Origin of the sequence: Meiothermus taiwanensis WR-220 (assembly GCF_003568585.1) — a bacterium.
In the GTDB taxonomy this organism is placed as follows: domain Bacteria; phylum Deinococcota; class Deinococci; order Deinococcales; family Thermaceae; genus Meiothermus; species Meiothermus taiwanensis.
In genome coordinates this window covers 1,996,056-2,015,249 of sequence record NZ_CP021130.1, presented here as the reverse complement: position 1 = coordinate 2,015,249, position 19,194 = coordinate 1,996,056, and the positions used below count along the sequence as shown (strand labels likewise).

General features: G+C 64.2%; 18 protein-coding genes and 1 tRNA gene. 10 read left to right on the top strand and 9 right to left on the bottom strand.

The window, feature by feature from the left end; all coding sequences use genetic code 11:
- Nucleotides 1–8: 8 nt before the first annotated feature.
- Nucleotides 9–2,687: a phosphoenolpyruvate carboxylase gene (locus MTAI_RS09880; RefSeq protein WP_027888032.1), complete on the bottom strand. Its 2,679-nt coding sequence runs from the start codon at nt 2,685–2,687 to the stop codon at nt 9–11.
- A 101-nt stretch (nt 2,688–2,788) separates the two neighbouring features.
- On the opposite strand from MTAI_RS09880, the gene MTAI_RS09875 reads away from it, so the two are divergent.
- A complete protein-coding gene (locus tag MTAI_RS09875; RefSeq protein WP_027888031.1) occupies nt 2,789–3,301 on the top strand; it encodes an NUDIX hydrolase in 513 nt (170 codons plus the stop codon).
- 3 nt (nt 3,302–3,304) lie between these two features.
- On the top strand, nt 3,305–4,192 hold the full coding sequence (gene ribF / locus MTAI_RS09870; protein WP_081698392.1) for a riboflavin biosynthesis protein RibF: 888 nt from the start codon (nt 3,305–3,307) through the stop codon (nt 4,190–4,192).
- On the opposite strand, the gene MTAI_RS09865 is transcribed toward ribF, so the two are convergent.
- The 5 genes from MTAI_RS09865 to glgP all read right to left on the bottom strand — a co-directional run bounded on the left by MTAI_RS09865 (nt 4,189) and on the right by glgP (nt 10,070).
- Nucleotides 4,189–4,602: a DUF4258 domain-containing protein gene (locus MTAI_RS09865; protein ID WP_027888029.1), complete on the bottom strand. Its 414-nt coding sequence runs from the start codon at nt 4,600–4,602 to the stop codon at nt 4,189–4,191. The genes ribF and MTAI_RS09865 overlap by 4 nt on opposite strands.
- 97 nt (nt 4,603–4,699) lie before the next feature.
- Nucleotides 4,700–5,326 carry a ComF family protein gene (locus tag MTAI_RS09860; RefSeq protein WP_036197050.1) on the bottom strand — a complete coding sequence of 209 codons (627 nt, stop codon included), beginning with the start codon at nt 5,324–5,326 and terminating at the stop codon, nt 4,700–4,702.
- A gap of 4 nt (nt 5,327–5,330) precedes the next feature.
- Nucleotides 5,331–6,311 carry an S-methyl-5-thioribose-1-phosphate isomerase gene (mtnA, locus tag MTAI_RS09855; RefSeq protein ID WP_027888027.1) on the bottom strand — a complete coding sequence of 327 codons (981 nt, stop codon included), beginning with the start codon at nt 6,309–6,311 and terminating at the stop codon, nt 5,331–5,333.
- 9 nt (nt 6,312–6,320) lie between these two features.
- On the bottom strand, nt 6,321–7,493 hold the full coding sequence (locus tag MTAI_RS09850) for a serine hydrolase (protein ID WP_027888026.1): 1,173 nt from the start codon (nt 7,491–7,493) through the stop codon (nt 6,321–6,323).
- A 60-nt stretch (nt 7,494–7,553) separates the two neighbouring features.
- Nucleotides 7,554–10,070 (bottom strand): alpha-glucan family phosphorylase, encoded by a 2,517-nt coding sequence (glgP, locus tag MTAI_RS09845; RefSeq protein ID WP_027888025.1) that lies wholly within the window; start codon nt 10,068–10,070, stop codon nt 7,554–7,556.
- Between the two features lie 94 nt (nt 10,071–10,164).
- Here glgP and MTAI_RS09840 point away from each other — a divergent pair, with 94 nt between their 5' ends.
- Nucleotides 10,165–10,869, top strand: a complete 705-nt coding sequence (locus MTAI_RS09840; RefSeq protein WP_027888024.1) for a YkgJ family cysteine cluster protein — start codon at nt 10,165–10,167, stop codon at nt 10,867–10,869.
- 6 nt (nt 10,870–10,875) lie between these two features.
- Here the strand turns inward: MTAI_RS09840 and MTAI_RS09835 are convergent, their stop codons facing one another.
- Both MTAI_RS09835 and MTAI_RS09830 read right to left on the bottom strand, forming a co-directional pair.
- A complete protein-coding gene (locus tag MTAI_RS09835; protein ID WP_027888023.1) occupies nt 10,876–11,283 on the bottom strand; it encodes a YbjN domain-containing protein in 408 nt (135 codons plus the stop codon).
- A 96-nt stretch (nt 11,284–11,379) separates the two neighbouring features.
- Nucleotides 11,380–11,471: transfer RNA gene (locus MTAI_RS09830), tRNA-Ser, on the bottom strand.
- A gap of 305 nt (nt 11,472–11,776) precedes the next feature.
- Between MTAI_RS09830 and MTAI_RS09825 the strand changes: the two genes are divergently transcribed.
- On the top strand, nt 11,777–13,042 hold the full coding sequence (locus MTAI_RS09825) for a hypothetical protein (RefSeq protein WP_027888022.1): 1,266 nt from the start codon (nt 11,777–11,779) through the stop codon (nt 13,040–13,042).
- Between the two features lie 78 nt (nt 13,043–13,120).
- On the opposite strand, the gene tilS is transcribed toward MTAI_RS09825, so the two are convergent.
- On the bottom strand, nt 13,121–14,629 hold the full coding sequence (tilS, locus tag MTAI_RS09820; protein WP_043982213.1) for a tRNA lysidine(34) synthetase TilS: 1,509 nt from the start codon (nt 14,627–14,629) through the stop codon (nt 13,121–13,123).
- A 75-nt stretch (nt 14,630–14,704) separates the two neighbouring features.
- Here tilS and truD point away from each other — a divergent pair, with 75 nt between their 5' ends.
- From truD to trmD, 6 genes are all read left to right on the top strand, one after another.
- Nucleotides 14,705–15,781 carry a tRNA pseudouridine(13) synthase TruD gene (truD, locus tag MTAI_RS09815; RefSeq protein ID WP_043982210.1) on the top strand — a complete coding sequence of 359 codons (1,077 nt, stop codon included), beginning with the start codon at nt 14,705–14,707 and terminating at the stop codon, nt 15,779–15,781.
- Nucleotides 15,782–15,919: 138 nt separating this feature from the next.
- The gene (gene ffh, locus MTAI_RS09810) at nt 15,920–17,224 is read left to right on the top strand and encodes a signal recognition particle protein (RefSeq protein WP_027888019.1); all 1,305 of its coding nucleotides are present in this window, start codon (nt 15,920–15,922) and stop codon (nt 17,222–17,224) included.
- Nucleotides 17,225–17,308: 84 nt separating this feature from the next.
- Nucleotides 17,309–17,554: a 30S ribosomal protein S16 gene (gene rpsP / locus MTAI_RS09805; RefSeq protein WP_013013291.1), complete on the top strand. Its 246-nt coding sequence runs from the start codon at nt 17,309–17,311 to the stop codon at nt 17,552–17,554.
- A gap of 75 nt (nt 17,555–17,629) precedes the next feature.
- Nucleotides 17,630–17,848, top strand: coding sequence for a KH domain-containing protein (locus MTAI_RS09800; RefSeq protein WP_027888018.1), 219 nt, complete (start codon nt 17,630–17,632; stop codon nt 17,846–17,848).
- Between the two features lie 15 nt (nt 17,849–17,863).
- The gene (gene rimM, locus MTAI_RS09795) at nt 17,864–18,352 is read left to right on the top strand and encodes a ribosome maturation factor RimM (RefSeq protein ID WP_027888017.1); all 489 of its coding nucleotides are present in this window, start codon (nt 17,864–17,866) and stop codon (nt 18,350–18,352) included.
- A 9-nt stretch (nt 18,353–18,361) separates the two neighbouring features.
- Nucleotides 18,362–19,081 (top strand): tRNA (guanosine(37)-N1)-methyltransferase TrmD, encoded by a 720-nt coding sequence (gene trmD, locus MTAI_RS09790; protein WP_027888016.1) that lies wholly within the window; start codon nt 18,362–18,364, stop codon nt 19,079–19,081.
- Nucleotides 19,082–19,194: the final 113 nt, after the last annotated feature.

Below are 19,194 nucleotides of genomic sequence, written 5' to 3'. Positions count from 1 at the left end.
AAGGCGCGCTAGCCCGCATTGCGCAGCCCGGCCGCAATACCCAGCAGGGAGAGCATCAGGGCGCGCTCGAGGCCGGTGCGTTCGGGGGCCTCGGGCGGGGTGCGGCGGTAGCGCTCCAAAAGCTCGACCTGCACCAGCGAGATGGGGTCAACGTAGGGGTTGCGCAGCTCGGTCTGGCGGGCCAGCACGGGGTGTTTGAAGAGCAGGGTGTTCTGAAAGGTTTCTTCCAGAATGGCCTTGGTTTGCTCGAACGAGCGGGCGATATCGGGGAAGAAGCGCTCGGCCAGCTCGGGCTTGACCAGCCGCAGGTACTCGCGGGCGATGCCCAGGTCGGCTTTGGCTAAAGCGATGGCTGCGCTGTCCAGGGTGGTGGCAAAAAAGGGCCACTGTTCAAACATCTCCTGGCGCAGCGCCAGCGGAATTTCCTGTAATCCTTCGGCCAGCCCATACCAGCCGGGCAGCAGCAAGCGAACCTGCGTCCAGGACATTACCCACGGAATGGCCCGTAGATCCTTGATCTCGCGCACCCGCCCCGAGCGGTAGACCGGGCGGCTGGCGATGTTGAGCGCGCCAATCTCGCGGATGGGGGTGAGCTGTTCGTAGAACTCGAAGAAGCCCGGGCGCAGCAGCAGCTCCCGGTAGACCTGGGTGGAGCGTTCGGCGGCCCGCTCCATGGCCTCGAGCCACTCGGGTTTGAGGGGCCGGGCCTGCCCGTAGAGGTCGCGGGCCGAGGCCAGGGCCATGTGGTAGAGCATCTGCTCGAGGTTGCGGTAGGCCAGCTCGGGGTGGGCGTAGCGGTCGGCCAGGGCCTCGCCCTGTTCGGTCAGGCGCATCCGGCTGCCCACCGTGCCGGGCGGCAGGCTGGCGATGGCCCGCCCCGCGGTGCCCCCGCCGCGGGCGGTGGAGGTGCCCCGTCCGTGGAAATAGTAGACCGTCACGCCGCGTTCCTGGGCTACCCTGGTGATGGCCTCCTGGGCCCGGTACAGCGCCCAGTTGGCCGCCAAAAAGCCCGCATCCTTGTTGGAGTCGGAGTAGCCGATCATCACCTCGAGGCCCCCCCGCCCCTGCACATGGGCCCTGAAAACCGGATTATCCAGCAGCCGCGCGACCACCTCCGGCGCGTTTTGCAGGTCGTCCAGGGTTTCGAACAGCGGCACCACATCGAAGGGCAGGGCCCGTCCGGGACGGAAGAGCCCCACCTCCCGCGCCAGCAACATCACCTCCAGCAGGTCGCTGGGGTAATGGGTCATCGAGACCACGTGGGCCCCGCGGGCTTTCCAGTTGCGCAGGGCCTCGAGGGCGGTTTGCAGGCTTTTGCTCTGGGGCCGGTAGCCCACCGGGGCCAGGGGCCGGGCCGTGGCGAGTTCCTGGGTTAGCAAGGCTTCCCTTTGCTGAGGGGGGAGCGCGGCGTACTGCTCGTGCACACCGCCGATTTTGAGCAGCTCGGCGGCCGCCTCGGTCAGCGCGCGCGACTCCTCCCGCAGATCCAGGCTCACCAGATCCAGGCCGAAAGCCTCGGCGTTGAGACGGATGGGCTTGAGGCAGGCCCGGGCAATCTCCCTTAAGCCAAGCTGCTCCAGGCTGCGCTCGGCTTTGCCAAGATCCCCCACAAATTCCCCGGTGCTGCTATAGCCGGGGCCTGGCTGTTCGCCCAGCAGCGCCCGCAGCTTGTAGCGCAGGCCCATACCAAACTGCCGGTAAGGCTCGCCCTGAAACCGCTCAGGCAGCGCCAGGCGTTTGGCGTGATCCTCCAGGGCCAGCCGCAGCTCATGGGTGATGGTAACCCGCTCATCGCTAAGGGATAAGTCCCGGATCAGAGCGTCCACGTCCTCCACAAACCTGCGCAGGGCGGTTTCGCGGGCGTAGGTTTGCGCCCAGCTCGTCACTGCGGGCAGCACGTTGGGGTTGCCGTCCCGGTCGCCCCCAATCCAGCTACGAAAGACCAGCGGGGGTGAGAGGTTGGGCCGCTGACCATAATGGGCCTCCACGGCCCGCTCGAGCCCATCCACCAGCCGGGGAACCGCCTTCCAAAGGGTAGAAGTGATATAAAAAAGCCCCCCCTTGACCTCGTCCTCCACGCTCGGGCGGGATTTGCGCAGCTCGGAGGTGCCCCACAGCAGGGCCACCCGCGCATCGAGGGCCGAGCTATCCGCAGCCGTTGTAAGGTCATCGAGGTAGAGGCTGTCCAGCAGCTTCTCAATCTCGTGGATGTGGTGGCGCTGGGTGCGGCGGCGGGTCTCGGTGGGGTGGGCGGTAAAGGTTAGGTGCAGCCGGAGCCTGGAGAGCAGATCGACGGTTTGCTCGTAGTCCAGCCCTTGCTGCTTAAGTGTTCCGACCAACGCCAGAAACGATTCCCCCCGGGGGGCCCCCAGGGTGCTGTTTTTCTCACGCTCTCGATTGACCCGCACCCGGTGGCGCTCCTCGGCCAGGTTGACCAGGTGAAAGTAGGTCGAAAAGGCCCGGATCACGTTCTCGGCCTCGGACAGCGAGAGGCCCCGCACGATCTCGAGGAGCTGCTGCCGGGCCTCAGGGGAATAGCCCTGTCGCAGGCTTTTGGTCAGCTCGCGCACCTGTTCTTCCAGTTCGAAGATGCGCGGCCCGGAAAGTGTGCGGATGGCCTTTCCCAAAGCCCGACCCAGCACGTCCACTTCGCGTTTGAGCTGTTCGAACAGCCTTTCCTCGTTCATCCAGCGATAGTCTAACCGGTATGGAAGCGATTCCCCAATATGACTTGTCGAGGACGCTGCGGCGATTTGACGCCGGTACCGTTTGCCTTTAGCTTGATGGCATGCCCGAACGGCAGTACCTGTACAAAGGCCGCATTCTTAATCTGGCCCTCGAGGGCCGCTACGAGATCGTCGAGCACGCCGACGCGGTGGCGGTGCTGGTTGAGCGGGAGGGTAAGCTGCTTTTCGTGCGCCAGTACCGCCCGGCCATCGGCAGCGAGACCCTGGAGATTCCAGCAGGCCTGATTGACCCCGGCGAGACCCCCGAAGAGGCCGCCCGGCGGGAGCTGGCCGAAGAAGCCCAGCTCACTGGAGATCTGGAATACCTGACGGGCTTTTACCTCTCACCAGGGTTTTGCGACGAGAAGTTGCACGTCTTTCGCGCCACCCACACCCGCCCGGCCTATGCAAAGCCCGACGACGACGAGGCCATCACGGTGGAATGGCATTTCCCGCGCCAGGTGTTGCGCGATGCCCGCGAAGGCAGGGTGCAGATCTCGGCCTCGGCGCTGGCCGGAATCCTCTTCCACCTGAGCGCAGAGGCCCTCGAGGACGGGCCCACGGTTTACGAGTAGTCCATGCTGCTGATCAACGACCCCTCCGACGCCCCCGCGGGCCCCAAGGTGGTGGCCATCGGCAGCTTCGATGGCCTGCACCTCGGGCACCAGCACCTGATCCACCAGGCCCGGCAGGCGGCCAGAAGTCTGCACGCGCCGCTGCTGGTTTACACCTTCGACCCCCCCAGCAAGGTCTTCATGCGGGGGGAGGGCTTCCTCACCGATTTATCGGAAAAGATCGAGCTTTTGAGGGGCCTGGAGGTCGAGATCGCCCTGATTGTGCCCTTTACCGAGGCCTTTGCCCGGCGCAGCAAGGACGAGTTTTTGCAGGATCTGCGCACCCTCGAGGCCCGGCAGATCTATGTGGGGGCCGATTTCCGCTTTGGGCAGGGGCGGGCTGGGGGGCTGGAAGACCTCCACACCGTGGCCCCCACCCAGATTCTTCCGCTGCTCGAGCTGGGCGGCGGCCCGGTCAAGTCGAGCCGCATCCGCGAGCTGCTGCGCGCCGGCGAGGTGGACGAGGCCAAGCTCCTGCTGGGCCGGGCCTATACCGCCCGGGGCATCGTACGCGAGGGGGATCAACTGGGGCGGCGCCTGGGTTTCCCTACCGCCAACCTCGAGGTCGCCCCGCTCAAGATTCTGCCCCTGGGGGTGTTTGCGGTGCGGGTGCAGACCCCCCAGGGCCGGTTTGGCGGCATGGCCAATGTCGGCTATCGTCCCACGGTGGCGGGCCAGACCCTGCGCTTTGAGGTACACCTTTTTGGTTTTGCGGGCGACCTGTACGGTCAGGAGCTCACCGTAGAGTTTCTGACCCGGTTGCGCGGGGAGATGAAGTTTGAAAGCCTGGAAGCCCTGAAAGCCCAGCTCGCCAAAGACGCCGAGGCCGCCCGCCGGCTGCTGGGCATCTAGCGGGGGATGTCCTCGGCGCTCAGGAAGCGGGGGCGCACCCAGCGCACCTCCTCGAAGGTGCCGTCGAAGCGCAGAATGGCGGCCATGCGGGCCCTCGAGTACACCTGGTGGGGCTTTTTGGGGATGAAGGCGGTGACGATATCCACCCAGCGCGGCTCGCGGTACTCCAGCACCACGTGCAGCGGTAGCCTGAGGTTGGGTGGAAACACCATATAGCCCAGCACCAGCATGCGCTCGTCCTCGGGGTAGACGGCCATCTCGCGCCCCCATTCCACCGCCTGCAAGACGTCTTGTTCAATAAAACCCTCTTGCAGCATGTGCTTGGCCACGTGGGGGCCCAGGCGGTAGCGGCCTTCGCGGATGTAGGGGAGGAGTTCCTCGAGCCTACGGATGCGCGGTCGTTTGATCATGGTTCCCCCCTTTAGCAAAAGTCCCCACGCTCAAAAGAGGTGGGGTTGGATAGGCGGTTGCCAAAAAACCCCGGTGGCGGGGTTCTGCTACCTTCGATTATAGGGAATACCGCGACAGGTCGTGTGGGCTCTTGACCGCAATTGCCGCGCCGTAGACCTTGGCCGCCCCGGCCTCGAGCAGGGCTTTGCGGGCGCGAAGGAAGGTGGTTCCGGTGGTCACCACGTCGTCTACCAGCAGCCAGAGGCCTTTCACCCGGCGGGTTGGCTGGAAGGTGGTCTCGGGCAGCTCTAGGCGCTGGCGCAGGGTCTTCTGGGTTTGCGAGCCTCCCCAGGCGGTGCGCTTCAGCACGGGCTGGTAGGGAACCTGCAGCGTCTGGGCCAGGGCCTGGGCCAGCAGCTCGGCCTGGTTGTAGCCCCGCTGGAGCTGGCGGTGGGGCAGGGTGGGCACCGCGGTTACACCGTCCAGGCCCCACTCGGCCTGCCGCACCCCCTGCGCCAGCAGCCCGCCCAGGTAGTGGGCCAGTTGGCGCTGTCCCTGGTACTTGATGGCCTTGGGCAGCCGGCCAAACCGCTTGTAGTCGCCCAGGTACACGAACTGGGGCAGGTGGCGGGGTACTAAGGCGGCCCGGCAGCTCGAGCACAGCAAAGGCTTGCTCAAGGGCGTTCCGCAACCGGGGCAGCGGGCCCCCGTCAGCTGCTCCCACCAGCCTAAGAGCGGGTTCATGCCCTTATTCCTTCCCCAGGGCGGCCCGCAGGGCCTCGTCGAAAGGGGGGTAGAGCACGCCTTTCTCGGTCACGATGCCGGTAATCAGGTGATGGGGGGTCACGTCGAAGCCGGGGTGGGCAGCCGGAAAGCCCTCGGGTGCGATGGGCTGCCCCCGGATGAAGGTAACCTCCTGGGCCGGGCGTTCCTCGATGGGGATCTGGTCGCCTTGTTCCAGGCTGGGATCCACCGAGGAGAGGGGCAGGGCTGGGTAGAAGGGAATTCCGTGGTACCGGGCCAGAATAGCCAGGCCGTAGGTGCCGATCTTGTTGGCAAAGTCGCCGTTCAGGGCCATGCGGTCGGTGCCCACGATCACCGCGTCCACCTGGCCCCGGCCCATCAGGTAGGCGGCCATGTTGTCGGTGATGAGGGTGGCTGGAACCCCGGCTTTTTGCAGCTCGTAGGCAGTCAGGCGGGCCCCTTGCAGGTAGGGGCGGGTCTCGTCCACCCAGACGTGGGTCACCCGGCCCTGGCGGTAAGCCTCCACAATCGCCCCCAGCGCCGTGCCGTAGCCCCCGGTGGCCAAGGGGCCGGTGTTGCAGTGGGTGAGCACCCGGCCCCTCAGCACCCTGGCCCCGTGCTGGCTAATGGCCTGCTCGGTCTTTCGCACCTCGTCCCAGATGGCCTGGGCCTCTTGCAGGGAGGCCTCGAGGTCGCCCCAGTGCGGCCTCATCCGGTCGAGGGCGTAAAACAGGTTGACCGCGGTGGGCCGGCTCTGGCGCAGCAGGGCCTCGGCCTCGGCCAGATCCTCGCCCGACAGGTGGGCCAGCACCATGCCATAGGCCGCCGTCACCCCGATGGCGGGGGCCCCGCGCACCACCATCTCGCGGATGCCGGCGGCGGCCGCCCGGGCGGTCTGGCAGGGCACCCAGACCTCCTCGAAGGGGAGCTTGCGCTGATCCAGGAGCCAGAAGGTGTTGTTTTCGAAGCGGAAGGGCAGGAGCATGGGGTCAGTCTACTTCAAGCTGTTTAGCAGGCTGGTGTAGAGCAAGAAGAACCGGTTCTCGTCGAGGCGGGCCTGGGGGTTGTTCCAGGTGGCCGAGACGCAGTACTGCCTGCCATCCTTGGCTATAAGCCAGGTGGTCAGGTTCAGGACACCCGGCTCGGAGCCCCCTTTGTAGGCCACGCGCTGCCAGTCGGCGGGGTTGGCGAGGCCGGGGTTGAGCGACATCAGGGGCAGGGCCTGCACCCGCTCCATCAGCGCGCACAGCTCGCGGGTGCTGAAAAACCACTCCACGTCAAGGGCCACCGGCCCTCCGGCAAACACGCTCACATCGGGCAGGGGCAGGCGGGCCAGCTGGGGGAGCAGGGCGGCCCGCTCTGAGGGGTTGGCCCGGTAGCGCTCGAGCCACTCGCGGTTCTGGGGGTTTTTGAGCACGAAGGCCTCGCGGGTGGTCAGGAAAGGCCGGTTGCGGGGGGAGAGCTTTTCCACCTCGGCCCGCCCGACAATGCTTATTAGCGCGTCGGTGGCGGTGTTATCGGAGATGGAGATCATCTGGGTGGCGTACTGCTCGAGGCTCAAAGGGGTACCGTCGGGCAGGTTTTGCAGGGTGCCGCTGGGCAGGCTTTTCCACTCCGGGCGCAGCGGCACGGTATCGCTCCATCTACGCTGACCAGCCTCTACTTGCTGGCGCAGGGCTTCCAGCACGGCCAGTTTGAAGCTCGAGCCCACCGCCAGCGCGCGGTCGGGGTTCAGGCTCAGGCGCTCCCGGGGGCCTTCCAGCACCAGCACGCTGACCTCTCCCGGTAGCTTGCGGTACTCGGCCAGGAGCTGCTCGGGGGTCAGGGCCGCCTTGGGCTGGGGCGGGCGGAAGAACAGCCCCTGGATGCGCCCCTCGCTGTCCAGCGAGATCTGGGCCGGTACCACGCCGCGCTCGAAGTTCACCCGGAAGTTGGGGCCGTCGGGCTCCACGCCCTCGTAGCGCCCCAGCCCGCCCAACAACTGCTGGAGGATGGCCTCCACCTGGGCCAGCGGCACCTGCTGCAAGAAGATCGGTGCAAACCACTCGGCCCGGGCCGGGCGCTCGGTAAAGAGGCGCTCGAGGGCCGCCTTGGGGGTGAGGGGGGCCTGGGCGACCGCCCATAGCGCGCCGAAAAGGAAGAGGGCTACCAAACGCATGGGATTCATACCCTTACCCTAGCAGATCGAAGGACGGCTTTGGTCGGTAACCCGGTTTTCTATGCAGCGCTACACCTTCACCTGCTCTTCCGCCACCGTTTCGGCCCACTGCACAAAGGCCACTTCGCGGGGGCTGGATAGCTCGGGGTGTATAGCCCTCACCCGCACCCCGTACTCGTAGCTGCCGGGCCGGGCCGGCTGGTAGCTACCGGTGTAGAGCAGGGCCTCGCGCTCCTGGCCGGCGGGCTCCAGGGCCACCACCTCCAGATCGCCGCTGCTGCGCCGCACCACCAGCTCGACCCGCAGGGTCTCGGTGGGGACACCGTAGGCCTGCACAAAGGCCCGCAGTTGCAAGGGCTGGTGGAGGGCGGTGGGAGGGGCCTCCACCCAGATCTTCACGTTGGGCCAGGCTTGTTGCACCTGCTTTTTCCAGCCCGCCACCTCTTTTAGCGGGGCGGCGTTTTTCTCCAGAAGGTGCGCCGAGCGCTGGGCCAGTGGGGTATAGAACTTGCGGTGGTACTCGTCCACCATGCGCTGGGCCGAGTAGGTGGGGCCGCAGGTGCGGATGCTCTCGCGCACCATGGCCAGCCAGCCGCTGGGGGTGCCCACCGCGCCCCGGGCATAGAACAGCGGGATGATCTCGTATTGCAGGGTGTCGTAGAAGCTCTGAGCGTCGGCGTAATCCTGGGCTTCCTCGGTGGCGTAGGTGCGACCGTCGCCGATGGCCCAGCCGTTGGTGGTGTTGAAGGCCTCAGCCCACCAGCCGTCCAGAACTGAGAAGTTCAAAGCGCCGTTCAGCGCTGCCTTCATGCCCGAGGTGCCGGAGGCCTCCATGGGGCGGCGGGGGGTGTTGAGCCAGACATCCACCCCCTGCACCAGGGTGCGGGCCAGGCCCATGTCGTAGTCCTCAAGCAGAATCATCTTATCCTCGAGGCCCAGGGCCTTGATGCGTTCGGCCAGCTTCTTGATGAACTCCTTGCCGGGCTCGTCCTTGGGGTGGGCCTTGCCGGCAAACACGAACTGCACCGGTAGGGGGCCGTTCAGGATGGAGACCAAGCGCTCGGGGTCGGTGAACATCAGGATAGCCCGCTTGTAGGTGGCAAAGCGGCGGGCGAAGCCAATGGTCAGCACGCTGGGGTCGAGCACTTTTTCCGCGGCCCGCAGGCTGGCCGGTAGGTCGCCGTTGCGGCGGCGCTGTTCAAACAAACGTACCCGCACTTCCTCCACCAGCTTGGCCCGCAGCTTGTTGCGGATATTCCAGAGCTCATCCTCCTCGAGCCGATCCACCGTCCACTGGCTGGGGTCGTGGAGTTGCTCGGCCCAGGTTTTGGGGAAACTGCGCTGGTAAAGGGCCTGCATCTCGGGGTGCAGGAAGGTAAAGGTGTGAATGCCGTTGGTGATGTGCCCGATGGGCACTTCCTCGGGCTCGAGGCCCTTCCACAGGTGCTGGAACATCTCGCGCGAGACCTCGCCGTGCAGGGCCGAGACCCCCCCCGCGGCGCGGGAGGTGTGGAGGGCCAGGTTGGACATGCTGAAGACCGGGCCGTAGCTTTTTTCCTCGCGGCCCAGGGCGATAAACTCCTCCTTGCTGATACCCAGCTTGTTCCACCAGCCGTCCAGGTAGCGTTCCACCAGATCCAGCGGAAAGCTGTCGTGGCCGGCAGGTACGGGGGTGTGGGTGGTGAAGAGCGCTCCTGCTGCGGTGGCCTCGAGGGCCTCGCTAAAGGAGCTGCCTTCCGCCACCATCTCGCGGATGCGCTCGAGCCCCAGAAAAGCCGCGTGGCCTTCGTTCATGTGCCAGACCTCGGGTGCCAGGCCCAAAGCCCGTAACAGCCGCACCCCGCCGATGCCCAGGATCATTTCCTGCTCGATGCGGATTTCCTGCCCAGGCGCGTAGAGCCGGGCGGTGAGGGCGCGGTCTTCGGGCCGGTTCTCGGGCAGGTTGGTGCTCATCAGGTAGACCGGAACGGTGCCCACCTGCACCCTGTAGGCCATCACATACACGGTGCGCCCGGGAAACTCCACCCCCACCTTGAGGGGCTTGCCGTCTTTGCTGACCACCACCAGCGGCAGCTCTTCGGGCCGCAGATCTTCGTAGACCTCGCGCTGCTGGCCCTCGGGGGTGAGCTGTTGGCGGAAATAGCCCTCGTGGTAGAACATGCCGACGGCGGTTAGGTCAAGCCCCAGGTCGGAGGCTGCTTTGATGTGGTCGCCGGCCAGGATGCCCAGCCCGCCGGAGTAGATGGGCAGCGACTCGTGGAAGCCGTACTCCATCGAGAAATAAGCGATGCGCGGGGGTTTTTTGGGCCGGCTTTGCAAATAGCGCTGGAAGTTGGCTAAAGTGGCCTCAACCGCGCCCACATAGCCGGCGTTATCGGCCAGGGCGGCCAGGCGCTCGGGATCGGCTTCCAACAAAGCTCGAACCGGATTGGCGCGGAAGCGCTTCCATTGCGAAGGATTGATCTGCTCAAAGAGGTGCTGGGCTTCGGGGTTCCAGCTCCACCACAGGTTGTAGGCCAGCTCGCCGAGGCCCCTGAGGGATTCGGGTAGGCTGGGCATGCTGACGATTCGGCCAATTGCTTTCATAACCAAGATGGGATTCTACCACTACATCACATAAGGAAAGGTTTGGCAATTCGACAGCCTGGTTTTTCGGCGGTATAGAGCTATCATTTCAAATATGAACGCGGCCTTGCGCCAAGCAGTCATCGAAGCCCACGGCCGGCTCGAGCGCCATACCGCCGGCTACCTGGCAAGGCGGGGTATCCAGGCAAGCTGTGCTAAAGGGTGTTTTGCTTGCTGCTCAGCCTGGGTGGTGGTGGGGTTGGCGGAGGCGGAGTATCTGCGCGAGGCGCTCGAGGCCTACCAGCCCGAGGCCCTGGCCCGCCTCGAGGCCGAGGGCCGCAAACGGCTGGCGCGGGTTGCTCGACAAAAGCACCGGCCCGATTTCCCCACCCGGTATTTCCTGGAAAACCGCCCCTGCCCGTTGCTTACGCCGGAGGGGGCCTGCTCGGCGCACCCATACCGCCCTTTAGCCTGCCGCGGGTTACTGACCAACCTCTCGGCTCGTTATTGCGCGCCGGGGGTGGTGCCGGCTCTTCGGGGCCGTGAAAAAACTGCGTACACGGCCCAGCTAAAGCCCTGGCATGGCCCCGAACACTACCTGAAAGCGTCCTGGCGGCTCGCCGAGCGCACCGCCCAGAAACTCTGGGCCACAGAACAGCAGGAGCGTGGCTTCACCGTGATCGGGGAACTAATAGGCTTGATTTTCCTGCTCGGACAGCGGGACTTTCGGGCAGCTTTGCAAGGGGGATTGGAAGCGGTTCAGCACGCCTTGGAACAACGCCGGCTGCTAGGAGGGGCGTATGGCTTCTGGGTGGGTTGATGCGAACTACTCTACCAGGTTGGCATCAATCATGCGCAGGTAGGAAAAAAACAGATTGACCTGATCGCCGAAATCGCGCACAAAGGCGTGGATGGCTTCCGGGGTCACCCCCTCCAGGCGCAGGTCGCTTTCCAGAACAGGGTCGTTGTCGGCGTCGAAGTAGGCCTTGCTGAAGCGGTAGCGCCGGTTCCAGTTGAGCAGGTGGCGCGGCTCTACCCGGTCGAAGCCCGAGAATCCGGCCCGGAGCTGTAAGCTGCTCACGTACGGATCGCCGTAGGTGATCAGGTGGCCCCGCAGGCCGTTGGGTAGCTCCAGGTTAAACAGGTCTTCTTTGACCTGCTCGGCACCCAGGCCAAACTGATCCAGAAGGATTCGCACCTCCTCGGTGGTGACTTCGCGCAGTACCGTATCCATCTCGCCTCGTTATAAACTAAACCTAAAACCTCGATGGGGCAATACAACCCAGCATCCATCAGTGATCTGGGCACCGATACCATGAGCTGTATGTTTTGGCGGAGGAGGAGGGATTCGAACCCTCGATAGGGGGTAACCCCTATACCGGTTTTCGAGACCGGCCCGTTCAACCACTCCGGCACCCCTCCATAGCCAAACCGAGCGGTTTGGTAGTGCCGGATAGAGACTTTAGCACAACTTGGCGGTAAAGTCACGGCCCCTGTTAGCTTTCCGTGCTTACGACCTCGGTGGCCGGGGGCGGTTTTTGAGGCCGCCGACCGCCCTAGTGGAGCCTCGAGCCCCACCGTTCATGGATCGTTCATGGTGGATGGTCTAGCCTGCCCGCAGGCTCGAGCGAGCCCCGGCGTCGGAGGGGCCCAGAATATAACGGAGAAATAACGCTGGGCTCCTTACAATACCCGCCGGCAAGAACAGTCAGACGGGAGGAGATGGGATGGAACAGAAGCTGTGGACTCTGAGCGTTGCAGGTGTGCTGGCCCTGGTAGCGGGCTGTGGCGGGGGTGGGGGTACTTTGCCCCAGCCGGTGGAGGTCTCTAGCAACATCACAACCAACACCACCTGGTCGCCCAATCCGGCCATAGACTGCGACTACCTGGTAACCGCCAACAGGGAGATCGAGGTTAGGGCCGCTCTTACCATCCAAGCGGGTACCAAAGTGTGCTTTGGGGCGAACTCGGGCCTCAAGGTAATGGAGACGGGCTCTTTGAACGCCGTGGGATCTGCAGCAAACCGGATTGTTTTCACCGGAACAACCGCCAGCAGGGGCTTCTGGAAGGGCCTGGCCTTCCGTTCCAACAACCCCGTCAACGAGCTCAGTTTTGCGGAAGTCTCGTTCGCCGGAAGCAACGACAGCTTCTGCTGCGACTACTTTGTAAGCGTCAACGACATCCAGGCCGCCGTAATCGTTGGTAGCAATGCGACCTCGACGGCCACCTTGAAGCTGTCCAACAGCCTGATTGCCTCGAGCGCCAACTACGGCCTGTACGTCTTTGGTAATGGCCGCTTGACGGTCTTTTCTACAAACGCCTTCAGCGATAACACCAAGGCTCCGGTCGCGCTTCCCATCATCGAGGCGGGCAAGCTGGACTCGGGGAGCAACTACTCCGGGGCCGGCCTGGTCGCCAACGCCGTCAATGCGGTTCAGGTGAACAGGATTTCAAGATCGGCCACTAACGTCAACCAGACGCTTCGCAAGCTCAATGTTCCCTACGCCATGTTCCTTGGTGACCCCAACACGGAGCAAGAATACGACGGAGCCCTCACCCTCGAGCCGGGGGTTCGGATGGAGTTCGAGTCGAACACCGGCATCAAGATCATGCCGACGGGCTCGCTCAACGCGGTCGGCACGGCCGCCGAGCCGATCGTTTTCACCGGGCGGGTGGCCGCCAAGGGCTTCTGGAAGGGCCTGGCCTTCCGCTCCAACAACCCCAGCAACCGCCTCGAGCGCGTCACGGTGGAGTACGCCGGAAACGACGACAGCTTCTGCTGTGACTACTTTGTAAGTGTCAACGACATCCGGGCGGCGATTTTGGTCGGCGCGAACGGTGTAACCAACGCTACTCTGGCGCTGGTCAACAGCACCGTTCGAGAAAGCGACAACTACGGCGTCTATCAGTTCTCTGGTGGCAACACGATCACCGCCAGTGGGAATACCTACCAAAACAATGACCTGGGCAACCAACCACCGACCCTGCCCTGAGTGGTTTCGGGCCCCTCGAGCCCTGGCTTGAGGGGCCTTTGGGTTTTGGGTGCCGGCCCGGGAAGATCTTGTCCGGGCTTAGGGTTGGGCGCGCTTCTGGGTAAAGAAGTCCCGCAGCAGTCTGGCCGACTCGCGCTCGAGCCAGCCTCCTTCCCACTCGAAGGGGGGCTTCATCCGATGCACCGTCACCGCCCCGGCCTTCAGGTTTTCCACCGCATACACCACCCGCCGCACCTGGGCTTCCACCAGCGCGCCGAAGCACATGGGGCAGGGCTCGAGGGTCACGTACACGGTAGCGCCGGGCAGCACCTTGCTGTGCCGTTTGTGGAGGGCCTGCTGCAGGGCCAGCAGCTCGGCATGGGCGGTGGCGTTGCGCTGCTGCTCGACCTGGTTATGGGCCTCGGCCAGCACCTCACCGTCCCAGACCACCACAGCCCCGATGGGCACTTCGTTATTTTGCAGAGCCAGCCGGGCCTGCTCGAGGGCGCTGCGCATCTGCTCCAGGTCTTCCGACTCAGGCCAGAGGTTCCAGACCTCGCGTACCACATTGCCCACCGCACGCACCGGCCAGGCCTGCTTGAGTTCGGGAGGGACGCTGTGTTCGGTAAAAAAGTCCACCAGCCGTACCAGGCCCTTGGGCAGGTCGATCAGGTCGCCGGGCAGGGGTAGCCTCGAGCCCCGCCAGGGGGGGAAGGTGTCTATCACCGGGGGAATCAGAAACAGGGTTCCATCGCGCCGGCGCACCTGCCAACCCTCGGGGAGGGTAAAGGCCTCGCCCTGTAAGGCCCGCTCGAGCTGGATCACCCAGCCCATCTCGGGGCGTAGCCTGAGGTGCTCGAGGATCTGCCGCAAGGCCCGCCGGCGCAGGCCCGCCGGGGCCTGGAGCAACGGCGCGATGCGGTAGGCCGGGCAGGGCCAGCGCCGGTCGCGCAGCAGGAGCCCTGCCGCCAGGGGGTCGAGGGCTTCGTCGTCGAGCTGGGAGATGGCGGCGAAGCGGGCCAGGGCGGTCTGGGTCTGGGGAAAACGCGCTTTGAGCCGGGGCAAAATTTCGTGACGAAGGAAGTTGCGATCCAGCGAGGTGTCGGCGTTGGAGACATCCTCGAGCCAGTCCTGCTGTTTGCACTGCAGATAAGCCCGCAGGGTGCTGCGGCTCAGCTCGAGCAAAGGTCGCACCACCTTCCCCCGTTTGGGGCGCATGCCCAGGCCCCGGCCGGTGCCCTGCACGAGCTGCAGCAAAACCGTCTCGGCCTGGTCGTCCTCGGTGTGGGCGGTCAGAATGGCCTGGGCCCGGTGCTTTTTGGCTACTTTAGCCAGAAAGCCATAGCGCAGCTCGCGGGCGGTGGCCTCGAGGTTCTCCCCGCGCTCCGCAGCGATTTTGGCCACATCCAGCCGCTCCGATTCAAAGGCATAGCCCAGGCGTTCGGCCAGGGCCTGCACCCACCGGGCGTCCTGGGCCGATTCGGGACGCAGGGAATGATCGAGATGGGCTACCACCACCTTGCGGGGGGTGGAGGTGAGCAACAGCAAAAGCGCCACCGAGTCACCCCCGCCCGAGACGGCGGCCACCAGGCTTCCTTCGGGCACCATGCGGGTCAGGTGCGTAGCAAACTGGGATTCAAGCTGGCTGGCCTCCACTAAATCCACGCCTATATGCTATAGGGTATGCCGGCCTTGCCCAACCTACACTTCGACTTCAACACCTATCCGTACCTGACCCCAGACCTGCCGGGGGTGGACGGGGTGATTCGCCACCGACCCCAGGATTTCCAGGTCGACGAGGTACCGGCCTACAACCCGCTGGGCAGTGGGGAGCACCTCTTCGTGCGCATCGAGAAAGTGGGCCTGACCACCCGGGCGGTGGTGGAGTTCATGCGCGACCACCTGCAGATCCCCGAGGCCCAGATCGGGGTGGCCGGCCTCAAGGACAAACACGCCCTCACCCGGCAGTGGTTCAGCATCCCGGCCCGTTACGAGGCGCGCCTGGAGGGCCTGGCCGGGCTGGAGGGGGTGCGGGTGCTGGAGCAGGCCCTGCACCCCCACAAGCTCAAAGTGGGGCACCTGCGGGGCAACCGCTTCCGCATTCTGATCCGTGGCGGGGAGGCTGCTTTGTCCCGGCCCCGGGCCGAGGCCGTTTTGCGGGCGCTCGAGCGCCAGGGGGTGCCCAACTACTACGGCCCCCAGCGCTTTGGCATTGGAGGATTAAACCCGCTCAAGGGCTATGAGCTGGTTCAGCAGGGTAAGGTGCACGCCCCCTCCTGGCTGAAGAAATTTCTGGTCTCGAGCCTGCAAAGCCTGCTCTTCAACGACTGGCTGGCCCTGCGCCTGCAGATGGGACTGTTTGGGCAGGTGATCGAAGGGGATGTGGCCAAAAAACACGACACGGGGGGAGAGTTTGTGGTGCAGGATGCCGCAGCCGAGAACCCCCGGGCCCTGCGCTTTGAAATCAGCGCCACCGGGCCCCTCTACGGTAAAAAATACCGCGAGGCCCAGGGGCCGGCCCGCGCCCTGGAAGACCAGGTACTGCAGAAATACGGGCTCGAGCGCCGCCACTTTGCCTCGCGCCGGGGGGATCGCCGCCTGATCCGCTTTCCCCTGACCGAATGGGGCGTGGAAGAAGCGGCGGAAGGGCTCTGGGTGAGCTTCTTCCTGCCCAAAGGGGCCTATGCTACTGCGGTGCTGCGCGAGGTGATGAAAAAAAACCCCGAGGAGGGGGAGCTGGAAGCCGAACTAGAGGAGTAGATGCCTCGCCGGACGTACCCTGGCCTCGAGCAGCCTTGATATTGACACGCTCAACCTTTTGCTGCTACCCTAGCGAGCGGCCTGCAAAACGTGGGCCAAGAATCGCAAAAGCGCCTTTAGTGGTTTCTTGAGCATACTATGTTTGAAAGCCTCTCCCAACGCATCCGAGCCGCAGTGGATAAGCTGCGGGGGCGGGGCCGTATCACAGAAGCCGACCTCAAGGCCACCCTGCGCGAGATTCGCATGTCGCTCTTGGAGGCCGATGTCAACTTTGAGGTGGCTAAAAACTTCGTAAACAAGGTGCAGGAGAAAACCCTGGGCCAGGCCGTGCTGGAGAGCCTGACCCCGGCGGAGCAGATCCTGAGCGTGGTTTACGAAGAGCTGGTTGAGATGCTGGGTGGAGAGGCCCGGCAACCTTTGCTCAAGAACGAGGGCAACCTGTGGTTCATGGTGGGGCTGCAGGGCTCGGGTAAGACCACCACCTCGGGTAAGCTGGCCCACTTCTATAAGTCTAAAGGCCGCCGCCCCCTGCTGGTCGCGGCCGATACCCAGCGCCCGGCGGCCCGCGAGCAGCTCCGCATCCTGGGGGAAAAGATCGGGGTGCCGGTGCTCGAGGTCGCCGATGGTGAGCGGCCCGAGACCACCCGCGCGCGCCTGCAACAGCACCTGACCTTCGACTACCGCGACCTGGTGATCGTGGACACAGCGGGTCGCCTCCAGATCGACCAGGCCCTGATGGACGAGCTGGCCCGGCTCAAGCAGGTGCTGGGCCCTTCCGAGACCCTGCTGGTGGTGGACAGCATGACCGGTCAGGAGGCCCTGAACGTCTCCAAAGCCTTTGACGAGCGCATCGGGGTCACCGGCCTGATCCTGACCAAACTGGACGGCGACGCCCGGGGCGGCGCGGCGCTTTCGGCCCGGTATGTGACCGGCAAACCCATCTACTTTGCGGGGGTTTCAGAAAAAATCGAGGGCTTGGAGCCCTTCTACCCCGACCGGCTGGCCCAGCGCATCCTGGGCATGGGCGACCTGCAGACCCTCCTGGAAAAAGCCCGGCAGGCCGAGCTCGAGGCCCCGCAAAAAGACCTCAAGGAGATCACCCTCGAGGATCTCATCATCCAGATGCGCCAGATGCGCAAGATGGGCAGCTTCACCGAGATCCTGGGCATGATCCCGGGCCTCTCCAGGATGCTGCCCCCGGGCTTCTCGGTCGACGAAAAGCAGGTGAGCCGCATGGAGGCCATCGTGCTCTCCATGACCCCCAAAGAACGCCGCGACCCCCGCATTCTGAATGCCTCGCGCCGCAAGCGTATTGCGGCGGGTTCGGGCACCACGGTGCAGGAGGTCAACCGTCTCATCAAAACCTTCGAGGACACCAAGCAGATGCTGAAAACCCTGGCCAAGCAACAGGCTCGAGGGGGGCGGGGTTTGTTCAGGAGATAGGTCTTGGGTCACAGGCAGGAAGACCACAGCCTGTGACTGACAGTGCGTCCAGATGGCGCTTTAGACAACACAAAGGAGTAGAACATGACCAAGATTCGTTTGTCCCGTTTCGGTTCCAAAGGCAACCCTCATTACCGCATTGTGGTGATGGACAGCCGCACCAAGCGCGACGGTGGCTACATCGAGCGCATCGGCTACTACGACCCCCGCAAGACCACCAAGGACTGGCTGAAGATCGACCAGGAGCGCCTGCAGTACTGGCTGGGGGTAGGGGCCCAGCCCACCGATACGGTAAAAAAGCTCATCAAGCAGGCCAACCCTGGGGCCTAATAGCTGCCAAGTGGAAGCCGAAGGCCCAAAACCTCGGGCTTTCGGCTTTTGACTTAAGGCTTTAGGCTAATGCTTATGAAAGACCTCGTGGAGTACCTGGCAAAAGCAGTGGTCGATCACCCGGCTATGGTTCGCGTGGACGAGCGCCGGAGCCGCGAAGGGTTGGTGTACTACATCGAGACCCACCCCGAAGATAAAGGCCGGATTATCGGCCGGCAGGGTCGCGTTATCGAGAGCATCCGCACGGTGGTACGCTCGTTTGCCAAGGGCCGGGTTTCGGTGGAAGTACGTTAAGCACTTCCGTACAGTATGCGGCGCATCGAAATTGGACGCATTGGAAAAGCCTACGGCATGGCGGGGGGCCTCAAGTTTCGAGGGGAGCCGGTGATCTTCGACCTCGAGCGCATCTACCTCGAGGGCCTGGGCTACCGCGCCATCGCAGAAATTGAAGAGCACAATGGAGAAATAGTACTTTTTCTAGCGGGTGTGGAGGGCCGCCAGGAAGCCGAACAGCTGGTGGGTTTGCGGGTCTATGCTGATCAGGCCGACCTGCCCCCGCTGGAAGAGGGCGAGTACTACTACTTCGAGCTGATTGGCAGGCCGGTTTTTGTAGATGGACAGCCCTTCGGTGAAGTGATAGACGTTGAAGATGGTGCGCAGGAGTGGCTTATCATCAAAGCCAAGGGTGCTTCTTTGCGGGCTCAGCACAAGACCTATATGGTGCCCTTCCAAGCCCCTTATGTGAAGGTCGAGGCCGATGCCATCTACATCGAGGCCATACCCGGCCTGTTTGATTAGCCGCGCGGTATGAAATACACCATCCTGACCCTATTCCCCGATCTGGTGCGTCCCTGGACAGAGGAATCTATTGTTCAGAAAGCCATCCAGAAGGGTCTGATTGAAGTGGACATCCGCGATATTCGCGCCCACACCGAGGACAAGCACAAAACCGTGGACGACACCCCCTACGGTGGCGGCGCGGGTATGGTGATGCGGGTGGACGTGGTGGTGCGGGCCATCGAGGCCGCCGGCCCCGCCGACGAGGTGATTTTGCTTACCCCGGCCGGCCGGCCGCTTACCCAGCCTTTGGTGGAAGAGCTGGCCGGCAAGTCGCACCTGGTGCTGGTTTGTGGTCGCTACGAGGGCATTGACGCGCGCGTGGAGCACTTTGTGACCCGCGAGATTTCAATTGGCGACTATGTGCTGATGGGGGGGGAGCTGGGCGCCCTGGTGATTCTGGAGGCCACGGCCCGCCTGCTTCCGGGGGTCATCAAGGAGGCCGAGAGCCATCGGCAGGACTCCTTCACCACAGGTTTGCTGGACTATCCCCACTACACCCGCCCGCCGGTGTTCCGGGGCCTGGCGGTGCCGGAAATCCTCACCTCGGGCCACCACGCCAAAATTGCCGAGTGGCGGCGCAAGCAGGCCCTCAAACGAACCAAAGCCCGCCGCCCCGACCTGCTCGAGCGGGCCGAACTAACCCCCAGGGACCTGGTCTGGCTCGAGGAAAGCGACTTTGACAACTAATATACTGGCTGCTAGAATCACAACTTGCTGACCTGTCCCGAGTATCTGCTGGGCGGATACGTTTGAGGGCAACCATCTATGAACCCGCAGTCTGGCCGTAATGGCAAAGGGCG

Coding starts and splice junctions, on each gene's coding strand:
- glgP (WP_027888025.1), bottom strand. CDS start 10,070: ATGAAAGCAATTGGCCGAATCGTCAGCATGCCCAGCCTACCCGAATCC.
- rimM (WP_027888017.1), top strand. CDS start 17,864: ATGCGGCGCATCGAAATTGGACGCATTGGAAAAGCCTACGGCATGGCG.
- MTAI_RS09835 (WP_027888023.1), bottom strand. CDS start 11,283: ATGGATACGGTACTGCGCGAAGTCACCACCGAGGAGGTGCGAATCCTT.
- ribF (WP_081698392.1), top strand. CDS start 3,305: ATGCTGCTGATCAACGACCCCTCCGACGCCCCCGCGGGCCCCAAGGTG.
- mtnA (WP_027888027.1), bottom strand. CDS start 6,311: ATGCTCCTGCCCTTCCGCTTCGAAAACAACACCTTCTGGCTCCTGGAT.
- trmD (WP_027888016.1), top strand. CDS start 18,362: ATGAAATACACCATCCTGACCCTATTCCCCGATCTGGTGCGTCCCTGG.
- MTAI_RS09800 (WP_027888018.1), top strand. CDS start 17,630: ATGAAAGACCTCGTGGAGTACCTGGCAAAAGCAGTGGTCGATCACCCG.
- ffh (WP_027888019.1), top strand. CDS start 15,920: ATGTTTGAAAGCCTCTCCCAACGCATCCGAGCCGCAGTGGATAAGCTG.
- MTAI_RS09850 (WP_027888026.1), bottom strand. CDS start 7,493: ATGAATCCCATGCGTTTGGTAGCCCTCTTCCTTTTCGGCGCGCTATGG.
- MTAI_RS09875 (WP_027888031.1), top strand. CDS start 2,789: ATGCCCGAACGGCAGTACCTGTACAAAGGCCGCATTCTTAATCTGGCC.
- MTAI_RS09825 (WP_027888022.1), top strand. CDS start 11,777: ATGGAACAGAAGCTGTGGACTCTGAGCGTTGCAGGTGTGCTGGCCCTG.
- MTAI_RS09860 (WP_036197050.1), bottom strand. CDS start 5,326: ATGAACCCGCTCTTAGGCTGGTGGGAGCAGCTGACGGGGGCCCGCTGC.
- MTAI_RS09865 (WP_027888029.1), bottom strand. CDS start 4,602: ATGATCAAACGACCGCGCATCCGTAGGCTCGAGGAACTCCTCCCCTAC.
- MTAI_RS09880 (WP_027888032.1), bottom strand. CDS start 2,687: ATGAACGAGGAAAGGCTGTTCGAACAGCTCAAACGCGAAGTGGACGTG.
- MTAI_RS09840 (WP_027888024.1), top strand. CDS start 10,165: ATGAACGCGGCCTTGCGCCAAGCAGTCATCGAAGCCCACGGCCGGCTC.
- tilS (WP_043982213.1), bottom strand. CDS start 14,629: ATGGTGCCCGAAGGAAGCCTGGTGGCCGCCGTCTCGGGCGGGGGTGAC.
- rpsP (WP_013013291.1), top strand. CDS start 17,309: ATGACCAAGATTCGTTTGTCCCGTTTCGGTTCCAAAGGCAACCCTCAT.
- truD (WP_043982210.1), top strand. CDS start 14,705: ATGCCGGCCTTGCCCAACCTACACTTCGACTTCAACACCTATCCGTAC.